The sequence below is a fragment of the Micromonospora sp. NBS 11-29 genome, assembly GCF_002140155.1.
Classification (GTDB): Bacteria; Actinomycetota; Actinomycetes; order Mycobacteriales; family Micromonosporaceae; genus Micromonospora.
The window spans coordinates 391110-412088 of record NZ_NAPR01000003.1; the positions used below are offsets into that span (position 1 = coordinate 391110).

Genomic DNA, 20979 nt, shown 5'->3' on the forward strand with positions numbered 1-20979 from the left:
TCAGTCCGACGGCGTTCGCCATCGCCTGCGCGCCCGCGTCGTTCGGGTGGATGTGGTCCCCGGCGTCGTACGCCGGCAGCAGCCGGCTCGGTCGCGCCGGGTCGCGCAGCACGGCGTCGAAGTCGAGCACGCCGTCGAACTCGGTCCGGCCGGCGCCCCGCAGCCAGGCGTTGACCGCCAGTCGGGTGGCCTCCTTCTCCTCGGTCCACACCCCCGGCCCGCCGTTGCCCTCGTACGGGGTGATCGTGCTGACCAGGCTGGTCAGTCCGCGCGCCCGCACCTGCTGGTTGAGCTGCCGCAGCGAGGCGATGATCGCGTCGCTGCCGTCGCCGCTCATCCAGATGTCGTTGATGCCCAGCTGGGTGATGACGGTACGCACGCCGGTCTGCGGGAACACGTCCTCGTTGAGCCGGGCCAGGGCGTTCGGGCCCAGCTCGTAGTAGCCGGGGAAGCCGCCCGCGCCGGGCTCCGGGCCCTCGTGGTTGAGCCGGTTGCCGGCCAGGCTGAGGTTGAGCACGCCCGGCGTGCGGGCGTCCGGACGGGCGTCGATCAGCCGCTGCGCGAGCAGGTCCGGCCAACGCCGGTCGGCGTTGACCGTGCTGCCGTTGCCGTCGCTGATCGAGTCGCCGAGCACGACCACCGCGCCCGGGGTGGCCTTGCGCTCCACGTCGATGCCGGACAGGAACATCCAGCAGCAGTCGGGCCGGATGGTGAACCCGGCGCCGCCGGCCGTGGTGGTCAGGTCGGTCGCCCCGATGAAGTTGGTGACCCGGGCCTGGCCGTGGAACGTGACCGGGCCGGTGAGCACCGGGAAGTACAGGGTGACCACCAGGTCCTCCTGCTCGGCCACCGGATAGGCCAGCGGGTCGCTGAGCAGCTCCGCGCCCTTGTTGATGGTCGCCGAGGTGCCGCCGGAGAAGCGTAGCTCCCGGACGCTGGCCGGGTCGACGTCGGAGCGGTCGTCGGCGGTGGCGGTGTTCGGCCGGGCGATCGTGGCGTGACCGACCTTGACGGCCTGCTCGCCGTAGAGGTTGGTGAGCCGGACCCGCAGTCGCGGTCCGCCCACGGTGGTCTGCACGGTCATCCGGATGCTCTGGTCGTTCAGGCCGGTGTTGGTCAGTCCGACGGTGTTCCCGCGGGTGACCGCGGCGGCCCAGCTTCCCGCCCACTCGGCGCGCCCGTGCCCGGCGCGGTCGGTGTCGGTGGGGCCGGCGCTCGCGGTCACCGCCGGGGTGGCGGCGAGCAGCAGCGTGGCGGCGGACGCTATGACGTGCCATCTCTTCGGGGTCGGCATCGATCCTCCATGGTCGGCAGCCCCGGGACGCGACGCGGTCGGCGTCGTCGGCCCGGGCGATGGACCGGAAACTAACCGCGCCCGGTGACGAGGGTCAATCGACCTCATCGACATGATCAAATGTACCCGGGACGGGTCGCGGCGACGTTCGGCTCTGTCCCCGTTGGACTCCCGCTGCCTAGGCTCAGGGGCCCCGGACACCGATCACGGACCACGATGGGGGCTGCCCGATGACCGACCGGCCGAACTACGTGCACGAGGCGCTGGAGCTGTTCGCCGGGTTCGGCGACCGGGAGGCGCTGGTCGGCGGCGGGCGCCGGCTGACCTACCCCCAGGTCACCGCCGAGGTACGCGGGCTGGCCGCCGCGCTGCGCCGCCACGGCGTCCGCCCCGGCGCCGCGGTGCTGGTGATGCTCGGCAACACCGTCGAGGGTCCGCTGCTGCACCTCGCGCTGCACCTGCTCGGCTGCCGGAGCATGTGGGTCGCGCCGGTGACCTCGCGGCGGGAGGTCGACGAGTTCGTCGCGCTGGCCGAGCCGGAGTTCTTCGTGCACGACCCGGGCGACCCGGCCGCCCGGCGGCTCGCGGCCGGGCTGGTCGGCGTACCCGTGCTCTGCCTGGGTCCCGGGGGCGACGGGCCGGACCTCACCGCGGACCGCGACGCCGACGACCCGACCGCCCTGCCGGCCTCCGGGCCAGCGCCGGAGTCGTTCCTCCAGACCAGCGGCACCACCGGCACGCCGAAGCTGGTGCACCACCGGGAGAGCTTCTACCGGCAGGTGCTGGTGCTCGCGGCCGGCATCCGGGCCGCCGGGATCCCGCTGCTGCGGCACCTGTCGCACTCCCCGATGTGGCTGGCCAGCGGCCAGGTCACCACGCTGGTCAACCTGTTCACCGGCGGGGTGCTGTTCCTGCGCGAGCAGTGGGACCCGGCGGCGTTCATCGCCACCGTGCACACCGAACGGCTCACCTCCACCTTCGTCACCCCGCCGATGCTCTACGAGGTGCTCGACCACCCCGACCTGCCGGGCGCCGACTTCTCCGCGATGTTCATGTTCAACGTGGGCGCCGGGCCCGCCGCCCCGGCCCGGCTGCGCCAGGCCATCGCCCGTTTCGGTCCGTGCCTGCGCATCGTGTACGGGCTCAGCGAGGCCGTCGTCGTGTGCGCGCTGCCCGGGCTCACCGAGGACCCGGAGCACCCGGAGCGGCTGCGGTCCTGCGGCCGCCCGTACGGGGACGTGGCCGTCGAGATCCGCGACGCCGAGGGCCGGGTGCTGCCGGCCGGCGCCGACGGCGAGGTGTGGGTCCGCACGAAACTGAGCTTCGCCGGCTACCACGGGCAGCCGGAGCTGACCGCCGAGACGCTGGTCGGCGGCTGGGTGCGCACCCGCGACATCGGCCATCTCGACGCCGACGGCTACCTCTACCTGGTGGACCGGCTCCAGGACCGGATCCTCACCCGGGCGCGGAGCTGGCCGATCTACTCCCGCCCGATCGAGGACGTGCTCGCCGGGCACCCCGACGTCCGCGCCGCCGCGGTGATCGGGGTGCCCGACCCGGTGGCCGGCGAGCTGCCGCACGCGTACGTGGTGGCGGCGCCGGACGCGTCGGTCACCGGCGACGACCTGATCGCGCTGGTGGTGCGGGAGCTGAGCGAGACGTGGGCGCCCGGCGCGGTGGAGTTCGTCGACGAGCTGCCGCTGAACCGGTCCGCCAAGGTCGACAAACGGGCGTTGCGGGCCCGGTACGCCGCCGCGCACCCGGCCGACGCCGACTGGCTGGGCAGCGCGTCCGGCAGCCCGGCATGACCCCGCGCCGGGAGCTGTACACCCTGGTCGGCGCCGACCTGCTGTCCAACCTCGGCACCCGGATCTCGGTGGTCGCCATCCCCTGGCTGGTGCTGGAGACCACCGGCAGCCCGACCCGGATGGGCCTGGTCGCCGCCGCCGAGACGCTGCCGTACATGCTCTCCAGCGCGCTGGCCACGCCGTGGGCGGACCGGTTCGGCGTCCGCCGCACGTCGGTCTTCGTGGACGCGGCCAGCGCCGCCGCGATGGCGGTGGTGGCGCTGGCGCCCTGGCTCGGGTTCGGCACGCTGCTGCTGCTGGTCGCGGTCGCCGGCGGGCTGCGCGGCATCGGCGACCGGGTCAAGCATGTGCTGTTCAAGCCGGCCGCCGAGCGGGCCGGGGTGCCGCTGCTGCGGCTCACCTCCGCCTACGACGGGCTGGCCCGGGGCATGACGCTGTTCGGCGCGGTGCTGGGCGGGCTGCTCATCGACTGGGTCGGGCTGACCCGGGCGATCTGGATCGACGCCGCCACATTCGCGGCCTGCGCGCTGCTGATCGGGGTGCTGGTCCGGCCGCCCGCGCCGGACCAGCCGGCCCCCCGGGAGCCATACCTGCGGGCGCTGCGCGGCGGCTTCGCGTACCTGCGCACCGACCGCACGCTGCTGACCATGCTGGTGGTGGTCTCCGCGTCGAACATGTTCGCCAACGCCAGCGTCGCGGTCTGGATCCCGCTCTGGGTGGATCAGGTGCTCGGCGACCCGGCCGGGTTCGGGCTGCTGCTGGGCGTCTTCTCGGCCGGCGCGCTGCTGGGCAACCTGCTGTTCACCGTGTTCGGCACGCGGCTGCCCGGCCGGGCGGTGTTCGCGCTCGGGCTGGCGATCAGCGGCGCGCCCCGGCTGCTCGCGCTGGCGCTCAGCGACGACCTGGTGGTGGCGCTGGTGGTGACGTTTGTGTCCGGCATCGGCATCGCCGCGGTGAACCCGCTGCTCGGCGCGGCGCTCTACCAGCGGGTGCCGGGGCCGTTGCAGACCCGGGTGCTGGGCATCTCCGGCTCGGTCGCCTTCCTCGGCCTGCCGGTGGGTGCGCTGCTCGGCGGCTGGTCGGTGGCGGTGCTCGACCTGACCCCGGCGCTGCTGGTGATGTCGGTGGTCTGCCTGGTGCTCACCGTGGTGCCGCTGCTGTTCACCCGTGCCCCGGCCGACCGCCCCGCGCCGGTCGCGCCCACGCCGGCCTGACGGTCCTTTCCCCGCCTCGGCCGCTCGGCTAGCGTGCGCACATGACATCGACGTTGACCGAGGCGACGGACCCGTGGTGCCTGCGGCCCGGCGAGGCCGGCGAGCTGCTGCGCGAGCATCCGTGGCGCCGCTTCGTGGTGCTGGGCGATAGCGTCGCGGAGGGGCTGTGCGAGCCGGTCGACGGCTACCCCGACGTGCAGTGGGCCGACCGGATCGCGGCCGAGCTGCGCGCGGTGCGACCCGACCTGGCGTACCTGAACCTGGGCCGCCGTGGGCTGCGCGCGCACGAGGTCCGCGCCACCCAGCTCGCCGACGCGCTGGCCTTCGGGCCGGATCTGGCGCTCGTGGTGTGCGGCGGCAACAACGTGCTGCGGCCCGGGTACGACCCGGACGCGGTCGACGCGGAGCTGGCCGCCATGGTCACCGCGCTGCACGATGCCGGGGCGGACGTGATGACGGTGGGCATGTTCGACGTCTCGCACAGCCCGGCGGTGCCGGACATGCTGCGGGCCGGGCTGGGCGAGCGGATGCGGCGGCTGTCCCGGCACACCCGGGCGGTGGCCGAGCGCCTGGGCACGCTGCACGTTCACCTGACCGATCATCCCCTGGTCGCGGATCCGTCGCTGTATAGCGGCGACGGCCGGCACGGCAACGCCCGCAGCGATGCGATAGCCACCGCCGAGACCCTGCGCGTCCTGGCCGCCCACCTCACCTCCCTGCGGTCCGCGCAGGACGGGCCACGGCGCGAGCCGGACCCGGCCGGCTAGCCTCGTCCGGTCCCGCCGGCGCGGGATCAGGGTCGGTCGGCGGCCAGGAGGCCGGTGAGCAGGGCGCGCAGGGTGCGGGCGAACAGGTCGTCCCCGGGCGGTGCGGCGGACGCGGGGGCGGCGAACGCCGCCGCCAGGTGTGGGTACGCCGCCGTGTCGACGTGGTCGAACGTCGTCGTGCCGGTGGCCGCCGCGCTGCGGGCGAAGAGCGAGACCACGCCGGTGACCATGGCGATGGCCTCGAACTTGGCGGCGACCCCGGCCCGGACCGGGGTCAGGATGCGCAGGCAGGTGTCGAAGTAGGCGAGCGTGTTCGGCCCGGGAACGGCCCGCCGGGCCAGCGCGTCGGCCAGCCATGGGTGCCGCCGGTGCAGCGCGAGCTGGCGGCGGGCCAGCAGGAGGAACTGGTCCGGCCAGTCCCCGTCGTCCGCCGGGAAGGGCCGCAACTCGCCCACACACCGGTCGACCATCAGGTCCAGCAGGTCGTCGCGGGAGGACAGGTGCCGGTAGAGCGAGCCGGCGGCCATGCCCAGCGCGCCGGCCACCGCCCGCATCGACACGGCGTCGAGCCCGTCGGCGTCGGCCAGCGCGACCCCGGCGGCCGCGATCTCGTCCCGGGTGCGCGTCGGGGTCGGCCCGCGCGTGCCGCGCTGCGGCCGACTCCAGATCGACCGTCCGGTCGGGCCGCCGTCGGCCGGGTCCGTGTGTGCGCCGCTCACCGCTCCACTGTAAACTGCAAACGACGTTCGCAGTTTAGTGGGGTGGGAAGGAAACGGTCATGCAGCGAATCACGGCGCCGGACGGCGCGGAGATCGTCGTGCACACCACCGGCGTGGGGCCGGCGCTCGTGGTGGTGCACGGGGGTGGGGTGACGATCGCGGAATACCGGCGGCTGGCCGCGCGGCTCGCCGACCGGTTCACCGTGCACCTCTACAACCGGCGGGGCCGGGCGGACGCGGCACCGCGACGCGAGCCGTACACGGTGGAGCAGGAGGTCGACGACCTGGGCGCGGTGCTCGCGCACACCGGCGCCCGGTGGGCGATCGGGCACAGCTACGGGGCGTTCGTGGTGCTCCGGGCCGCGCTGCGGCTGCCGCTGGAACGGATCGCGGTCTACGACGCCCCGCTGCGGCTGGCCGGGCGCGGCATGCCGACGGCGTTCCTCGACCCGGCCGAGGCGGCCGTCCGGGCCGGCGACACCGCCCGCGCCCTGGCGATCGTGGCCTCGGCCGTCGACCCCCGCAACCCGGCGTCGCGGCTGCCGCTGCCGGTGCGCACCGCGGTCACCCGCCTCTTCCTGCGCACCGAGGTCGGGCGGACGATGGGTGGGCTGGTGGGCATGACGCTCGCCGAGTCACGCCAGATCGAGGCGTACGAGGGCCCGGTCGAGCAGTACGCCGGCATCACCGCCGAGGTGCTGCTGATCAGCGGCGCCAAGGCCGCCCCGTTCTTCACCGAGACCAACGACCTCCTCGCCACCGTCCTGCCCCACGCACACACCCTTCAGGTCCCCGGCAGCCCCCACAGCGGCATCGCCGCACCCCCACCCGCCCTCCTGACGCCCCTGACCGCCTTCTTCACCAACCCGGTCGATCATGAGGTTGACGGTGACATCGCCGAGCCGGACCGCCGCTAACTTCATGATCAACGGGGCCTGGTCAGAAGGATGCCGGACATGAGCACGCCTCTGGCCAGGTTCAGGACACCCTCGCAGCCGGGGTAGCCGACCCTCGCCAGGGCGCCGGAGGCGGTGCGGCCGAACAGGTACGGAGCCAGGCTCCACGGGACGTCGGCGGTGACCGTCTCACCGGTCTCGATCCGCACGAAGTCCATCGCCACCCGGTCCGCCTCGTGGTAGCGCTGAAGGATGTGGCCGCCCTCGTCGATCGCGGCGCGTACCCCGTCGGCCCACGCCGCCGCGCTCATCTCCGGGCCGATCAGCACCCCCTGCCCGGCCGAGCCGCCGGCCGGCTTGGCCACCAGGTCGGCCTGCCCGGCCAACGCCCGGTCGAGCCGGTCGGCGGTGAGCGCCACGGTGTGCGGCACGTACCGGCGGACCAGCGCCCGGTCGGGCTCGGCGAGCAGGTCCAGGTCGGCCCAGAGCCAGGCGTAGTTCAGCTTGTTGCTGAGCAGCCAGGCCGCGCTGCTGACGAACATCGGCAGCGTGCCGGCCGCCAGCGCGCCGGCCACCGCGTCCAGGCCGGCGCTGGGCGTGACCCGGTTCGGCACGAAGAGCCGGAACAGCGCGTCCACCGGCGCGCCGCCCACCACCAGACGTCGCTGCTCATCCAGCGTGGCGGTGGCGACCGGGGCGATGACCAGGTCGATGCCGAAGCGCCGGGCCTGGTCGGCCAGCGGCGACAGGATCCGGATGAACGTCTCCGGGTCGTCCAGCCCGGGATAGTCCGCCTCGAAGTCCATCAGCAGCGCCACCCGGGCGCCGTCGGGCAGGCCGAGCGTGTCCCGGATGGCCACGAACCGCTGGTCCAGCAGGGACGGCGCGGGCCGGGCCCGGTCGAGCAGACCGGCGTCGCGGTACAGCTCGGCGTAGCGCGCGATGACGGTGTCGGCGTCGAAGCCGCCGCCGAGGCTGCTGTCGATGTTGTACTCCACGATGCAGGGCACGCCACCGGAGAACAGCACGTCCGGCCGGTACGCGGCCAGCAGCCCGTCGTGCAGTTCCTCGTCCGGGTCGAGCAGCCGGGTCTCCCCCTCCGGCACGTCGAGCAGCCGGCGCAGCTCACCGGCGGTGCGGGCCCGGCGGCGGCAGGCGTCCAGGATGAGCTGGGCGATCCGGTCGCAGACCTCGTTCAGCTCGCGGAACGCGTCCGCGGTGAGCACCGGCGGGCGGGCCAGCCGCCACCGCTCGTTGTACGTGGCCCGGCCGTGGAAGATCTTCTCCCACGCACCGGCGCCGGCCGTCACCATCGCCGAGCGGGTGGACTCGGGCAGATCGGTCCACGCCTGGTGCAGCGGCGGCCACGGATAGGTCGGGTCCATTCGGTCATCCGTCCTTGAGGGTCAGTTGGATGGCGGCGGTGAGCTGGTCCCGGCCGGGCTGCACGGCCCGGTCCAGGGCCGGCGCGAACGGCAGCACCGCGCCGTCGGGCCGGGTGACCCGCCGCGGCGGCGCGGCCAGCCGGACCCGCTCCACCACGGTCGCGATGATCTCCCCGGCGATGCCGCAGGACCGGTTGCCGTCGTCGACCACGACCAGACGCCCGGTGCGGCGCACCGAGTCGACCAGCCCGTCCCAGTCGAACGGGTACAGCGTGCGGGGGTCGAACACCTCCACCGACGCCTGGCCGGCCAGCTCCTCGGCGACCGCGAGCGCGTCGTGCACCAGGTGCCCGACGGCGACCACGGTGACGTCGTCGCCGGGCCGGCGGACCACGCCCCGGCCCAGCGGCACCGGCGTCGGGTCGGTCACGTCCTCGCGCAGGTCGAGCGCGGCGGCGGGGGCGAAGACCACCACCGGGTCGTCGCAGCGGATCGCGGAGACCAGCAGCCCGTACGCGTCGGCCGGGGTGGCCGGCACCACGGTGGTCACCCCGGCGTGGGCGAACAACGCGTACGGGTGGTCGGAGTGCTGACCGGCCCAGCCGGTGCGGGAGCCGGAACCGGGCACCACATAGGTCACCGGCACCGCGCACTGGCCGCCGGTCATCAGCGGGAACTTGTGCGCGTGGTTGACGATCTGCTCGAAGACCAGGAACAGCAGCGACGGGATCTGGAACTCCACCACCGGGCGGGCCCCGGCCAGCGCCGCGCCGGTGGCGAAGCTGGTGAACGCCTGCTCCGACAGCGGGGTGTCACGCACCCGCTCCGGGCCGAACTTCTTGAGCAGGCCGGTGGTGACGTTGGCGGCGGCCACCCGGATGTCCTCGCCGAGCACCAGGACCGACTCGTCGCGGGTCATCTCGTCGGCGAGCGCCCGGGTGAGCGCCCTGCGGTAGGAGAGCCGGGGCATCAGCCACCTCCGGTCCGGGCGGTCAGCCCGCTGGCGTACAGGTGGTCCAGGGCGGTCGCCGGGTCCGGGTGCGGGCCGGCCAGCGCGAAGTCCACGGCGGCGGACAGGACCGCCTCGATCTCCGCGTCGACCTCGGCCCGCACCGCCGGGGTCAGCCGCGAACCGGCGATGTCGACCGGGTCCCGGGTCCGCCCGGCCGCCACCTCCTCCGGCGGGCGGTAGTCGAGGCGTACCCGGTGTTCGAAGGTGTGGTGGGCGTCGAAGCGGTAGGTGCGGGCCTCGATCAGCTCGGGGCCGCCGCCGGCGCGCATCCGCGCGACGGCGGCGGCGGTCGCCGCGCGGACCGTCTCCGGGTCCTGGCCGTCGACGGTGACCGCCGGCATGCCGAACGCGGCGGCCCGCCCGGTGATCGTGCCGGCGACCGCGCCGGCGACCGGCATGGTGGTGGCGTAGCCGTTGTTCTCGCAGACGAACAGCACCGGCACCCGCCAGAGCGCGGCCAGGTTGAACGCCTCCAGCAGCATCCCCTCGTTGACCGCGCCGTCGCCGAAGAACGTCGCGCCGACCACGTCGGCGCCGCGCCCCCGGNTGGCGCCGAGCACCCCGACGCCCAGGTCGGCGGCGTGCATCGACCCGCCCCGGCCCCGGTTGAGCCCGGTGACCCGGCCGCACAGCTCGGCCAGCATCCGCGCCGGGTCGGCGCCCTTGGCCAGGACGTGCCCGTGCCCCCGGTGGGTGCCGGTCACCAGGTCGTCGGCGTCCAGCGCCGCGCAGACCCCGGCGGCGATCCCCTCCTGGCCCAGGTACGGGTGGATGCCGCCGACGATCTCCCCGGCGTCGACCATCTCGATCGCCCGCTCCTCGAAGCGGCGGATCAGGCGGACCGTCCGGTAGAGCGCGGCCGGGTCGGCTCCGGTCACGCCGGACGGCCCTCCTTGATCGCGGCGAGGATGTCGTCCCAGAGGCGGGCGCGGGCGGCCAGCGCGGCGTTCACCGTGTCGGCGCACTCCTGCCACTTCGTGTCGTCGTCGCCGCACAGGTCGGCGAGCATCTGCATGGCCATCGGGGTGTGCTGCTCCCCGTCGACCTCGATGTGCCGCTCCAGGTAGTCGACGAACGTGTTGAGCCGGTTGCTGCGCTCGTTGACGGCGACGACCTGGGTGAACATCTCCGGGATGAGATCTTCGCGGCCGAACGCGAACGCCGCCGCCTGGCAGTGCACCGGGGTGGTCTCGATGATCCGCCAGGTGGTGCCGGCGAACGCCGTCGAGGCCGCCGGCACGCCGGCCGCGTCGAGCGCCTCGGTGACCGGCCGGCCGGCGCGCAGCAGGTCGACCAGCTTCTCCACGGCGGTGGTGTCCGCGCCGGCCTCGGTCATGCCCCGCACGTACAGCTCGAAGTGGCTGATGTAGCCGTCGCCCAGCTCGTCGCTCTCCTCGACCATCACGATGTCGTTGATCAGGCGGCGGCTGCCGGTCGGGCCGGTCGGGATCCACGGCACGGCGACACAGGTGAGCTGGCGTTGCAGTGACTTCAGCAGGGACATGAAGTCCCAGACCGCGAAGACGTGGTGCTCCATGAACGTGACCAGCGCGTCGTGGGTGTCCAGGTTGGCGTAGAGCGGGTGCTTGACCACCACGTCGCGGCGCTCGGTCACCGCCCGCTCCAGCCGCTCGATGCCCGGGTGCGTCTTTCCCCAGTCGTACCGTGACATGTGTCAGCCTTCCTGCTGGGCGCGGTCGCGCCAGATGACCGGGCAGTAGTCGGGGTCGGCGTAGTCCGGCCGGCCGTCGTCGGTGCGGCGGACCAGCACGTCGTGGTTGTACGCGGCGAGCGTGCCGTCGGAGAGCGGATACTCCCGCCAGGCGTTGGCGCCGTCCTGCAGGTGCAGCGAGACCGCCCGCCGGGGGCGTCCGCTGACATTCGCACCGCTGCCGTGGTAGGTCCGGCAGTGGTGGAAGCTCATGTGTCCCTTCGGGATCACCATCGGGATCTTGCGGATCTCGGCGTGGTTGTGCGCCGCGTTCTGGGCGAGCATCGCCTCCAACTGGTCGCGGTCCCGGTCGGCGAAGTGCCGCACCACGGTGTCGTCGGCGCCGGTCTCCCGCCAGCGGTGCGAGCCGTCGACCATGGTGATGGTCCCCATCTCCTCGCCGCAGTCGTGGAACGGGATGAACGCGGTGAGCATGTCCTCCGACGACGAGGACGCCCAGTAGTGCTTGTCGAAGTGCCAGGGCACGATGTTCGACGGTTCCCCGGCGATCGGCGGCTTCCAGATCAGCGTGGACTGGAAGATCCGGATCTCGGTGGCCCGGGCCAGCCGGGCGGCGACCGCGCCGATCAGTGGCTTGCGCAGGATGCGGGCGATGCCGTCGTGCTCGTGGTGCACGTAGTCGTTGTGCCGCTGCACGTCGCCGCGCGACGGCTCCCAGTAGGCCAGCTTCGGCGGGCGCACCGGCAGCCGGCGGTCACGTTCCCCGGCGTAGTAGCGGTCGGTCGCCGCCACGAGGTCGTCCACCTCGTCGTCGGTGAGCAGCTTCTTCGACAGGTACCAGCCGTGCTCGGCGTAGTGCCGGACGTCGTCGTCGGAGGGGAGCAGCGCCGCCTCCTCGGCGGTCAGCCCGGGATCGATGGTGGTCATGCCGAGCCGGCCCGGCATGGCCTCACGGCCCTCGCTTCGCTCGGTGCGTTCACTCATGCCCCAACCCCTCCGGCCGCGACGGCGGGGGTCGCCCCCGCCGCCGCCAGCTCGCGTTCCTTGGCCTCGTAGAGCGCCTTGATGTTGCCGCTGCCGAAGGTGCGCGCCCCGCNATCTGCAGGAGCTGCCCGTCGTGGTCGGAGTCGACCAGGATGCTCAGCTCGCGCAGCCGGTCCACCGGCGCGTCGATCCGCCCGACCCGCTGCTCCAGGTCCTCGTAGTAGGCGTCCGGGGTGCCGGCGAAGCGCACGCCCCGGCGGGCGAGCGCGCCGACCGCGGTGACGATGTCGTCGGTGCGCAGCCCCAGGTGCTGCACCCCGGCGCCGGCGTGCCAGCGCAGGAAGTCCTCGATCTGCCCGGGCCGGACGCTGGTGTCCGGCTCCAGCAGCACCAGGGTGACCCGGCCGGACGGGCTCTGCACCACCTTGGAGTTCATCGCCTGCCCGGCGACCTCGATGTGCTCGGCGAAGATCTCGGCGAAGCCGAACACCTTCTCGTAGTGCGCGACCGTCCCGTCGAGCTGCCCGGGGGGCACGCAGACCGCCAGGTGGTCCACCTCCGCCAGCAGCGCGTCCCCGTCCGGGGCGGGCACCGGCTCGATCGCCCCGGGCAGGAACACGCTCCGGTCGCCGCGCCGCTCGACGAGGCGGTGCCGCACGTCGCCGAAGCCGCCGACCTCGGCGACCACCACCTCGGCGTCCGCGCCGGTGAAGGTGCGCGGCGGGGTCAACCCGGTCGCGCCCCGGGCGACCAGCTCCGCGTACGCCCCGGCGGCGTCGTCGACCGCCAGCGCGACCACCGCGATCCCGTCGCCGTGCCGGTGCACGTACGTGGCCGCCGGGTGCTCGGCGGACAGTCCGGTGGTCAGCAGCAGCCGGATGTCGGCCTGCGCCAGCAGCAGCGACCGTTGCCCGTCCAGGCCGGTCTCCGGCCCGCCCTGACCGCGCAGCCGGAACCCGACCGCGGTGTCGAAGTAGAAGGCCGCCTGCCGGGCGTCTCCCACGTACAGCTCAAGATGGTCTATGCCGTTGATGTCCATGGATGGGATTCCCCTGTTCCTCCTGTGATCAGGACCCGGGCGGTCGCCCGGAGCCGGAGCGGTCGCCGGAGAGCCGGCGCAGCAGCAGGCTGACGTTCTGGCCGCCGAACCCGAACGAGTTCGTCAGGGCGTGCTCGGCCCCGGTGGGCCGGGGCACGGCGCGGACGTGGTCCGCCTCGCAGTCCGGGTCCGGGTCGTCCAGGTGGTACGTCGGCGGCAGCAGGCCGCGGCCGAGCGCCAGCGCGGTGGCCGCGGCCTCCAGCACCCCGGACGCGCCGAGCAGGTGCCCGGTGAGCGCCTTGGTGGAGCTGACCGGCACCCCGCCGACGCCGAACACCTCGGCCAGCGCGGTGGTCTCGGCGACGTCGCCGAGCCGGGTGCCGGTGCCGTGCGCGTTGACGTAGCCGACGTCGGCCGGGCCGATCCCGCCGGCGGTCAGCGCCCGGCGCATGCACGCCGCCGCCCCGGCGCCGTCCGGCCGCGGCGCGGTCGGGTGGTACGCGTCGGTGTTCGTCCCGTAGCCGGCGACCTCGGCGTAGCCGGTCACGCCCCGGGCGGCGGCGTGCCCGTCCCGCTCCAGCACCAGCAGCGCCGCGCCCTCGGCGAGCACGAACCCGTTGCGCCGCTTGTCGAACGGACGGCTCGCCTCGGTGGGCTCGTCCCAGCCGCGCGCCAGCGCCCGGGCGTTGCCGAACGTGTCGGCGAACGTGCCGAACAGTGGCGCCTCGCTCGCCCCGCAGACCACCACGTCGGCCTCGTCGGCGCGGATGAGGCGTACCCCGTCGGCGACGGCCTGGGCGCCGGAGGCGCAGGCCGTGCCCACCGCGGAGCTGTAGCCGCGGATGCCGTGCGCGATGGCGATGCGCGCCGAGGGCATGTTCGGCAGGATCCCGGTGAGCAGGTACGGGCTGACCGCCGCCCGGCCCCGTTCGGCCCGGGCCACGACCTGCCGCTCCAGCGTGGACATGCCGCCGACCCCGCCGACGATCACCGCGATCCGCTCCGGGTCGACGTCGCGCCCCACCTCGATGCCGGCGTCGGCGAGCGCCTCGGCGGCGGTGAGCAGGGCGAGCAGCACGACCCGGTCGAGCACCTTCGTCTCCGGCCCGGAGACGACGCCGCGCGGGTCGATCTCCGGCAGCAGCCCGGCCACCTCCAGGCTGTCCCCGGCCGGGTGCCCCGCCGGGGGCCGACGCAGCCCGGACCGGCCGCGCAGGAGCGCGTCGAACGTCTCGGCCACGCCCCGCCCGGCCGGGGTGAACAGCCCCATGCCGGTGATCACGGCGGTCACGACGGGGCCTCGCTCAGGTAGCGTTCGCGCAGCGCCACCTTGCGGACCTTGCCGGTGACGGTGACCGGGATGTCGTCGGCGCGTACCGGCACCACCCGGCGCAGCGTGGCGGCCACGTCCGGGCCGAGCGCCGCGCGGATGCGCCCGACGCGGTCGGCGGCCGGGTCCGCGCCGGCGGCCAGTTCCAGCAGCACGTCCGTGGTCACCGTGCCGTCGGTCTCCTTGACGATGACCACGGTGCAGTCGGTCACGTCGGCGCAGGCGGCGAGGATCCGCTCCTCGGACAGCGCGGTGAAGAGGCGTTTCCCGTCGCCTNGTACACCAGGTCGCCGGTGAGGTACCAGCCGCGCAGCCGGGACCGGTACGTGGTGACCGAGTCGTTCCAGTAGCCGCGGAACAGCGACGGCGAGTCGACGCCCAACCAGCCGACCTGCCCGGCCGGCAGCTCCCGACCCTCGGCGTCGAGCACCGCCACCTTCGCGAACCGGTACGGGCGGCCCACGCAGCGGCCGTAGCGGTCGGTGTCGACGGTGTGCGTGACGTGGAACATCGAGTGGCCCATCTCGCTGGACCCGAGCCCGTCGATGAAGACCGAGCCGGGCACCCGGGTCACGCCCTCGCGGGTCACCACGTCCCGGGAGCCGACCGCGACCAGCCGGCGCACATGCGGCTCGTGTGAGCAGTCGCCGGTGTTGAACCACAGCCGCACCGAGTCCAGGTCGTAGCCGGACAGGTCGAAGCGGGCCAACTCGGCCCAGGTCACCGAGAAGCCGAAGACGCCGTCCGGACGCCACCGCTGGATCGCGTCGAGCACCCGCTCGCCGCCCTGGTCGGAGAGCAGGTACATCTGCGCCCGGTTGCCCAGGGCCTGGTTGACCATGAGCACGGTGGCGGTGTGCGGGGCGGGCAGCGCGTTGAGGATCCGACGGGTGCCCTGCGCCTGCGGCATGGACAGCAGGTGCCGGGTGGCGGCGAAGAGGCTGGCGTGCGAGTGCAGCACCGCCTTCGGCACCCCGGTGGTGCCCGAGGTGTGGGTGATCACGATCGGGTCGTCCGGGTGGTGCCGGTAGTGCGCGGGCGCGGCCGCCGGGTCGCCGGCGCCGGCCGCCGCCGGCTCGCCGAGCAGCGGTGCGCCCAGGTCGTGCCCGGCCAGCGCGGCGGCGTGCTCCGCGTCGGCGAGCACGCCGGTGGCGCGCAGCCGGCGGATGTACTCGGCGGCGATCTCCGGGCGCAGCTTGCCGTTCATCAGCGCCGGGATCGCGCCGAGACGGGTCAACGCCAGGAACGACAGCACCATGTCGGCGGCCGTGCCGGCCCAGACGGCGACCGGGTCGCGCGGGCGGACCCCGCGCTCGTGCAGCCACGCCGCCCGGGCGCCGACCAGCCGGTCGAGCGTGCCCAGGGTCAGCGGGGTCTCGGCCGGGTGGCCGTCGACCCCGGTGTCGAACGTGAGTCCCGGCCCGTCCGGGTCGGCGCCGTGGGCCAGCACCCGGGCGAGCACGTTGCCCGCGCCCAGTTCGGTGTCGGCCGCCAACGCGCCGCGCGGTCCCTTCGTCCTCATGGACGTGTCCCCTCCCCCAGCAGCACCGCGGTCGCCTCGCCCGAGGTCCCGTCCGGTGCCAGTTCGATCAGGATCAGCAACGCCTGCGCGGCGTCGCCGTCGTACCGCAGCAGGTCCGCCTCGGCCTCCCCCTCGGCCCGCGGGTCGCCGCTCGGGCTCAGGCACACCACCGGCCCGTCCAGTCCCCGGCGCGCCGCGATGTGCCCGGCGACGCTGTTCGGCACCGACTGGAAGAAGAACAGCGGGCCGACCCGCCCCCCGGCGGCCACGGTCCCCCGCACATGCGCCGCGCCGGCCGTGTCCCCGCCCGCGCTGACCAGCACCACCGCCGTCCGGTTCCCGGCCGGCAGCGCCCCGGCGTCCCCGTACCGCCGGGTCAGGCAGCGATCGGCCACCGCCGCCACCAGCGGGTGGTACGGCGAGTGCACGAACCCCGGCAGCGCCGGCGGCGTCCCGTCCCCGTCCTCGGGCCAGCGCGCCTCGGCCAGCACCTCCCACTCGGTCGAACCGGAAGTGCACGATCGCGGTGTGGGGTGGTGGGGCTGGGCGGTCACGGGGCACTCACCAGCAGGGCGGTGTTGGCGCCGCCGAAGGCGGCGTTCACGCTCAGGGCGTGCGGGGTGTCGGCGGGGCGGGGGGCGTCGCGGATGACGTCCAGCGGGCAGTCCGGGTCGGGGGCGAGCCAGCCGGCGGTGGGCGGCAGCTTGCCGTGCCGCAGGGCCAGCACGGTCACCACCAGTTCGAGCAGCCCGGACGCCTCCAGCGCGTGCCCGTGCACCGACTTGGTGGAGCTGACCGGCAGCCGCCCGACACGCTCGCCGAAGACCTGGACCAGCGCCGCCGCCTCGGAGGCGTCGCTGAACGCCGTGCCGGTGGCGTTGGCGTTGACGTAGCCCACCGCGGCCGGGGGCAGCCCGGCGCGGCGCAGCGCCGCCTCGACCGCCCGGGCCAGGCCGTCCCCGCCCGGGTGCGGCTGGCACGGGTGGTACGCGTCGCCGGCCCGGCCCCAGCCCGCGACGGTGGCCAGCGTCGGAGCGCCCCGCCGGGCGGCCGCGCCGGCCGACTCCAGCACCACGGCCGCGACCCCGTCGCCCAGCAGCAGCCCTCGCCGGCCGGCGCTGAACGGGCGGACCGCGCCGTCGACGGCGAGCGCCCGACCGGCGTCGAAGAGCGCGTACTGGTCGGGTTCGACCAGGTAGCCGGCGGCCACCACGACCCGGTCCAGGTCGCCGCGGCGGATCAACGTCGCCGCGTCGGCGACCGCGGTGCTGGCCGAGACGCAGGCGGTGGTGTAGGTGCGGGTACGGCCGCCGAGGCCGCAACGCGCGGCCAGGTGACCGACGAGCGCCGGCACCGGCGGCCCCTCCTGCGCCCCCGGCGGCACGGGCAGGGTGTGCGGCCCGCCGTGGGTGGCCAGGAACAGCCCGGTGTCCGCCCGGTCGGCCGGCTCCAGCCCGGCGGCCCGGCCGGCGCGGTCGATCGCGTCGGCCAGTTCGTCGGCGAGCGTGCCGACGTGCGGCAGCGTGGCCGCCACGGTGACCCGCCGGCCGGTGGTGTCGAAACGGCGCACCGGCCCGAACGCCGGGGTGCCGGCGAGCACCCCGGACAACAACGCGTCGGCGTCCCTGCCGAGGGCGCTGACCGCGTGCGTGCCGGTGATCCGTACGGGCTCCCGCTCAGCCATCTGCGGAAGCGGTGAGCGCGGTGTGGAACACCGCCAGTGCGTCGTCGACGGTGTCGATGTCGGCCATCTGGTCGTCGGTGAGGTCCAGCCGACGGTCGTACCGTTGCTCGACGAGGTGCACCAGCCAGGCCAGCTCCATCGAGCCGATCCGGTCCGGCACCTGGTCGGGCGGGCTGGCGGTCAGTTCGGCGAGCATCGTCACCAGGTCAGCTCGCCCCAGGTCGGGCCGATCGGTCATCAGGATCGGTCGCTGTTCGCCGCGACCCGGTCGGCGACCATGGTGGTGAACTCGCCGACCGTCATCAGGGCCAGCTTCTCCGACTCGTCGTCGGCGAACTTCAGCCCGTACCGGTCCTCGACCCGGACGGCGAGGTCGGCCAGGGCCAGCGATTCCAGGTCGACGCCGGAGGGGCCGAGGGTGATGTCGTCGTCCAGGCCCTCGACGTCGTAGTTCATGTCGGCGAGTTGCTCGACGACGAAGGTGCGGACCTCGTCTCGCATGGGGTGAACCTCTTTCCGTGAACCATCTGCCGGTGCCCGGTCGGGACACCGTGTACGTGTGGACCGGCCGTGCCACCGGCGACCAGCGGGAGCTGACGCGGCGGATGCTCAGGCGCGCGGGTGGCGCGTTGCTCGGGCGGCCCGGGGCTGGGATCGGGGTGGGTGCTCTCGGGTGCGTGCAGTGGGCCGGTCACGAGGCCGCGTCCCGCAGGGCGGGGGCCGAGCGGACCAGCTTGCCGGTGGTGGTCCGGGGCAGTTGGTCGACCAGGCGCAGCCGACGGGGCCGTTTGAAGCCGGCCAGCCGCTCGGCGATCAGCCGGTCCAACGCCGGCTCGGTCAGCACGCCGTCGGTCTGCACGTAGGCGCTGATCCCCTCGTCCCAGACCACCACGGCGGCGGTGACACCGGGCAGCCCGGCGACGGTGGCCTCCACCTCGGTCAGGTCGACCTTCAGGCCGCCCACCGACACCTGCGAGTCGAGCCGGCCCTTGACGGTCACCAGCCCGGTGTCCGGGTCGACCGCGCCGGCGTCGCGGGTGTGCAGCCAGCCGTCGGCCCAGCGGGTCGGGTCGGCCGGTCCGACGTACGGGTTGCTCGGGCAGCTCACCCACAGCTCGCCGTCGCGCTCCCGCACCTCGATGCCCGGGGCGGGGGCGACGGCGGGNATCCCGTACATGTTGCCCAGCGGGACGCCGTAGCGGTCGGTGAAGGCCCGGGCGACCGCGGCGGGCACCAGCTCGCCGCCGGTGGTCATCCGTTTGAGCTGAGGCAGCGGGCCGGCGGGAACGGTGGAGGCGAGCAGTCCGATGTGGAACGGCACGCCGAGCACGGTGGCCGGGGTGTCCTGGGCGGCGACGGCGGCGAGGACCGCGTCGCCGCCGAGCCGTTCCGGCGGGCACAGCTCGACGCCGGCGTGCAGCCCGTAGAGCAGGCCGCCGACCAGTCCGAGGACGTGCACCATGCTGGGCAGCAGGATGATCCGCTCGCCGGGCAGCGCCACGCCGTCGATGCGGGTGTAGCGGCGCACCTCGGCCACCAGGTCCGCGGCGGTGCGTCCGATCACCTTGGACGGTCCGGTGGAGCCGGAACTGAGCTGGATCACCGCGTGCGGGCTGCCGGCCGGCCGGTCGGACCAGGCCCGCACCCCGGCGGTGACGTCGACGAAGACCCGCAGCGCGCCGCCGCCGGTGCGCACCGGCGCGACCACCACCTGCGGGCTGAGCCGGTCCAGCGCCCGGTTCACCTCGTGGTCGGTGAGCCGGTGGTCGAGCAGCACGGCCTGGCCGCCGGCACGCCAGGTGGCCAGCAGGTGCGCCACGTACGCCAGCGAGGGAGGCAGGCGCAGCGCGGCGGCGCCGCCCGGACGCAGCCCGGCCTCGGTCAGCCGGGTCTGCGCCTCGCCGACCAGCCGACGCAGGGCGCCCTTGTCGACCGGTTCCGGCAGCCGGAGACAAACGTCGGCGTCGCGCCCGGTGAACAGGACGTCGTCCACCCAGTCCGCCGTCGTCGACGCAGGATCTTCCGCCACGGGATGTGCAGTCACGACCCGCCACCGCCAGCCTAGAATTGGACGAAATCCGCCCAGGAAGGACGCCCTTCGAAGTGCTGACGGAACCCTACGTCGGGTGATCGCACCATTGCCAGATGCAAATGGGTAGATCCAAAAAGGCGGCTGGGTGGATTGCCCACGCTCGATCGGACAGGCAGGATCGGGCCTACGCCGGCTTGGTCGCCCGCCGGCCGCGCCGCCCTGCGCGACCGACCGACGCCCGGACGGCTGACCGTCCGGTCACTCAGGCCCCCGTGGCCGGTGGCGGTGCGGCGCCCCGCACCGTCCGGTCACTCAGGCCCCGGCGGCCGGTGGCGGCGCGGCGCCCCGCAGCACCAGCGCGGTGTTGAACCCGTCGAAGCCACGCGCGCCGACCAGCGCGATGCGGCTGCGCGGCCGGCGGGGCTCACGCAGGAAGGTCAGCTCGCACCCCGGCGCCGGCTCGTCCGGGCCGACCGAGGCGGGCAGCACGCCACGGGAGAACGCGAGCAGCGCGGTGGCCGCGTCCAACGCCGACCCGCCCTGGTGGGCCCGGCCGGTCAGCGGCTTCTGCGTGGTCACCGGCGGCGTCCGGTCACCGAACACGGCGCGCAGCGCGCTCGCCTCGGCCCGGTCGTACGCGGGCACCCCGAGCGCGTCCGGCCAGATCACGTCCACGTCGTGCGGGCGGACCGCGGCCCGGTCCAGGGCCAGCCGCAGCGCGCGGGCGTAGTGGGTCGGGTCGGGGCCGGCGTCGGCGTCGGTGGGCGCGGCGTCGTGGGTGGCCGCCCAGCCGGTGATCTCCCCGTAGATCGGGGCGCCCCGGCCCAGGGCGTGCCCCAGCTCCTCCACCACGAAGACCGCGCCGCCCTCGGCGGGCACGTAACCGGCGGCGGCGACGTCGAACGGCCGGTACGCGCGCTCCGGGTCGGCGACGTCGCTGAGCAGCCCGGAGCGGAGCTGACAGGCCAGCGCGTACGGGCTCAGCGGGCACTCGGTCGCCCCGGCGATCACCACCGGGGTGCCCCGGCGGATGGTGCGCACCGCGTGCGCGAGGCTGTCCAACCCGCCGGCCGACTCGGAGACGGTCACCCCGGACGGGCCCTTGAACTGGTGCCGGATCGACAACTGCCCGACGCTGGCGGCGTAGAACCAGGCGATCGACTGGTACGCCCCGACGGTGCGGGTCGGCCCGCCCCAGAGCCGTTGCAGCTCCCGCTGCCCGAACAGGTTGCCGCCGGACGAGCTGGCCAGCGTCACCGCCCACTGGTACGGCTCGGGCGACACCTCCGGCAGCCCGGCGTCGGCCAGCGCCAGCCGGGTGGCGGCGAACCCGAGGTGCGTCCACCGGTCGGTCTGCACCCGCTGCCGGGCGTCGGTGGACCCGGCCGGGTCGAAGTCGGCCACCTCGCCGGCCACCCGGGTCGGGTAGCGCGCCGGGTCGAACAGCGTGATCGGCCCGGTGCGCCGGGTGCCGGCGAGCACGGTGGCCCAGTGCGCGTCCGCGCCGACGCCGCTGGGCGCGACCACACCGATGCCGGTCACCACCGCCCGCGCCGTCACGGTGCTGTCCTTGTTCGCGACTGCGGGGCTCGCAAACCCGGCTCACTCCTCGCGCTCACGG

Annotated in this window: 17 protein-coding genes and 3 pseudogenes; 4 read left to right on the plus strand and 16 right to left on the minus strand. The window is 74.6% G+C overall.

Annotated features, from left to right (window positions below):
- Window positions 1-1267 (minus strand): annotated as a pseudogene (locus tag B1205_RS03085) (SGNH/GDSL hydrolase family protein); the annotation flags it as partial.
- Between the two features lie 257 nt (window positions 1268-1524).
- Here B1205_RS03085 and B1205_RS03090 point away from each other — a divergent pair.
- From B1205_RS03090 to B1205_RS03100, 3 genes are read left to right on the plus strand one after another with little or no spacing between them, the layout of a single operon-like run.
- The gene (locus B1205_RS03090) at window positions 1525-3102 is read left to right on the plus strand and encodes a class I adenylate-forming enzyme family protein (protein ID WP_089154202.1); all 1578 of its coding nucleotides are present in this window, start codon (window positions 1525-1527) and stop codon (window positions 3100-3102) included.
- On the plus strand, window positions 3099-4316 hold the full coding sequence (locus B1205_RS03095; RefSeq protein WP_089154203.1) for an MFS transporter: 1218 nt from the start codon (window positions 3099-3101) through the stop codon (window positions 4314-4316). Before B1205_RS03090 ends, B1205_RS03095 begins: the two co-directional genes overlap by 4 nt.
- Window positions 4317-4357: 41 nt before the next feature.
- Window positions 4358-5083 carry an SGNH/GDSL hydrolase family protein gene (locus B1205_RS03100; RefSeq protein ID WP_089154204.1) on the plus strand — a complete coding sequence of 242 codons (726 nt, stop codon included), beginning with the start codon at window positions 4358-4360 and terminating at the stop codon, window positions 5081-5083.
- 26 nt (window positions 5084-5109) lie between these two features.
- Here B1205_RS03100 and B1205_RS03105 read toward each other — a convergent pair whose 3' ends face one another.
- Window positions 5110-5802, minus strand: coding sequence for a TetR/AcrR family transcriptional regulator (locus B1205_RS03105; protein WP_089154205.1), 693 nt, complete (start codon window positions 5800-5802; stop codon window positions 5110-5112).
- Between the two features lie 59 nt (window positions 5803-5861).
- Between B1205_RS03105 and B1205_RS03110 the strand changes: the two genes are divergently transcribed.
- A complete protein-coding gene (locus B1205_RS03110) occupies window positions 5862-6719 on the plus strand; it encodes an alpha/beta fold hydrolase (protein ID WP_089154206.1) in 858 nt (285 codons plus the stop codon).
- A gap of 8 nt (window positions 6720-6727) precedes the next feature.
- Here the strand turns inward: B1205_RS03110 and B1205_RS03115 are convergent, their stop codons facing one another.
- From B1205_RS03115 to B1205_RS03180, 14 genes and pseudogenes are all read right to left on the minus strand, one after another.
- Window positions 6728-8083: a hypothetical protein gene (locus B1205_RS03115; RefSeq protein ID WP_089154207.1), complete on the minus strand. Its 1356-nt coding sequence runs from the start codon at window positions 8081-8083 to the stop codon at window positions 6728-6730.
- 4 nt (window positions 8084-8087) lie between these two features.
- Complete coding sequence (locus tag B1205_RS03120; protein ID WP_089154208.1) at window positions 8088-9053, minus strand: alpha-ketoacid dehydrogenase subunit beta; 966 nt, start codon at window positions 9051-9053, stop codon at window positions 8088-8090.
- Complete coding sequence (locus B1205_RS03125) at window positions 9053-9973, minus strand: thiamine pyrophosphate-dependent dehydrogenase E1 component subunit alpha (protein WP_089154209.1); 921 nt, start codon at window positions 9971-9973, stop codon at window positions 9053-9055. The genes B1205_RS03120 and B1205_RS03125 overlap by 1 nt, the downstream gene beginning before the upstream one ends.
- Complete coding sequence (locus tag B1205_RS03130) at window positions 9970-10767, minus strand: DUF3050 domain-containing protein (RefSeq protein WP_089154210.1); 798 nt, start codon at window positions 10765-10767, stop codon at window positions 9970-9972. Before B1205_RS03130 ends, B1205_RS03125 begins: the two co-directional genes overlap by 4 nt.
- A 3-nt stretch (window positions 10768-10770) precedes the next feature.
- Window positions 10771-11694 (minus strand): phytanoyl-CoA dioxygenase family protein, encoded by a 924-nt coding sequence (locus B1205_RS03135; protein ID WP_089154386.1) that lies wholly within the window; start codon window positions 11692-11694, stop codon window positions 10771-10773.
- Window positions 11695-11747: 53 nt separating this feature from the next.
- A pseudogene (locus tag B1205_RS03140) lies at window positions 11748-12790 on the minus strand (VOC family protein).
- Between the two features lie 28 nt (window positions 12791-12818).
- Window positions 12819-14081 carry a beta-ketoacyl-[acyl-carrier-protein] synthase family protein gene (locus B1205_RS03145; RefSeq protein ID WP_089154211.1) on the minus strand — a complete coding sequence of 421 codons (1263 nt, stop codon included), beginning with the start codon at window positions 14079-14081 and terminating at the stop codon, window positions 12819-12821.
- Window positions 14078-15642 (minus strand): annotated as a pseudogene (locus B1205_RS03150) (class I adenylate-forming enzyme family protein). Before B1205_RS03150 ends, B1205_RS03145 begins: the two are co-directional and overlap by 4 nt.
- Window positions 15639-16133: a hypothetical protein gene (locus tag B1205_RS03155; protein ID WP_089154212.1), complete on the minus strand. Its 495-nt coding sequence runs from the start codon at window positions 16131-16133 to the stop codon at window positions 15639-15641. The pseudogene B1205_RS03150 and the gene B1205_RS03155 overlap by 4 nt, the downstream one beginning before the upstream one ends.
- Before the next feature lie 59 nt (window positions 16134-16192).
- Window positions 16193-17326, minus strand: coding sequence for a beta-ketoacyl-[acyl-carrier-protein] synthase family protein (locus B1205_RS03160; RefSeq protein WP_089154213.1), 1134 nt, complete (start codon window positions 17324-17326; stop codon window positions 16193-16195).
- Complete coding sequence (locus tag B1205_RS03165; RefSeq protein WP_089154214.1) at window positions 17319-17564, minus strand: hypothetical protein; 246 nt, start codon at window positions 17562-17564, stop codon at window positions 17319-17321. Before B1205_RS03165 ends, B1205_RS03160 begins: the two co-directional genes overlap by 8 nt.
- Window positions 17564-17827, minus strand: a complete 264-nt coding sequence (locus B1205_RS03170) for an acyl carrier protein (RefSeq protein WP_089154215.1) — start codon at window positions 17825-17827, stop codon at window positions 17564-17566. Before B1205_RS03170 ends, B1205_RS03165 begins: the two co-directional genes overlap by 1 nt.
- A gap of 190 nt (window positions 17828-18017) precedes the next feature.
- Window positions 18018-19370, minus strand: a complete 1353-nt coding sequence (locus B1205_RS03175) for a class I adenylate-forming enzyme family protein (RefSeq protein WP_089154216.1) — start codon at window positions 19368-19370, stop codon at window positions 18018-18020.
- A 300-nt stretch (window positions 19371-19670) separates the two neighbouring features.
- Window positions 19671-20918 carry a beta-ketoacyl synthase N-terminal-like domain-containing protein gene (locus tag B1205_RS03180; RefSeq protein WP_089154217.1) on the minus strand — a complete coding sequence of 416 codons (1248 nt, stop codon included), beginning with the start codon at window positions 20916-20918 and terminating at the stop codon, window positions 19671-19673.
- Window positions 20919-20979 lie beyond the last annotated feature (61 nt).

What these genes read in the sequence shown, in the direction of transcription:
- B1205_RS03090 (WP_089154202.1), top strand. Translation starts at nt 1,525, where the DNA reads ATGACCGACCGGCCGAACTACGTGCACGAGGCGCTGGAGCTGTTCGCC.
- B1205_RS03095 (WP_089154203.1), top strand. Translation starts at nt 3,099, where the DNA reads ATGACCCCGCGCCGGGAGCTGTACACCCTGGTCGGCGCCGACCTGCTG.
- B1205_RS03100 (WP_089154204.1), top strand. Translation starts at nt 4,358, where the DNA reads ATGACATCGACGTTGACCGAGGCGACGGACCCGTGGTGCCTGCGGCCC.
- B1205_RS03110 (WP_089154206.1), top strand. Translation starts at nt 5,862, where the DNA reads ATGCAGCGAATCACGGCGCCGGACGGCGCGGAGATCGTCGTGCACACC.
- B1205_RS03115 (WP_089154207.1), bottom strand. Translation starts at nt 8,083, where the DNA reads ATGGACCCGACCTATCCGTGGCCGCCGCTGCACCAGGCGTGGACCGAT.
- B1205_RS03120 (WP_089154208.1), bottom strand. Translation starts at nt 9,053, where the DNA reads ATGCCCCGGCTCTCCTACCGCAGGGCGCTCACCCGGGCGCTCGCCGAC.
- B1205_RS03130 (WP_089154210.1), bottom strand. Translation starts at nt 10,767, where the DNA reads ATGTCACGGTACGACTGGGGAAAGACGCACCCGGGCATCGAGCGGCTG.
- B1205_RS03135 (WP_089154386.1), bottom strand. Translation starts at nt 11,694, where the DNA reads ATGACCACCATCGATCCCGGGCTGACCGCCGAGGAGGCGGCGCTGCTC.
- B1205_RS03160 (WP_089154213.1), bottom strand. Translation starts at nt 17,326, where the DNA reads ATGGCTGAGCGGGAGCCCGTACGGATCACCGGCACGCACGCGGTCAGC.
- B1205_RS03165 (WP_089154214.1), bottom strand. Translation starts at nt 17,564, where the DNA reads ATGACCGATCGGCCCGACCTGGGGCGAGCTGACCTGGTGACGATGCTC.
- B1205_RS03170 (WP_089154215.1), bottom strand. Translation starts at nt 17,827, where the DNA reads ATGCGAGACGAGGTCCGCACCTTCGTCGTCGAGCAACTCGCCGACATG.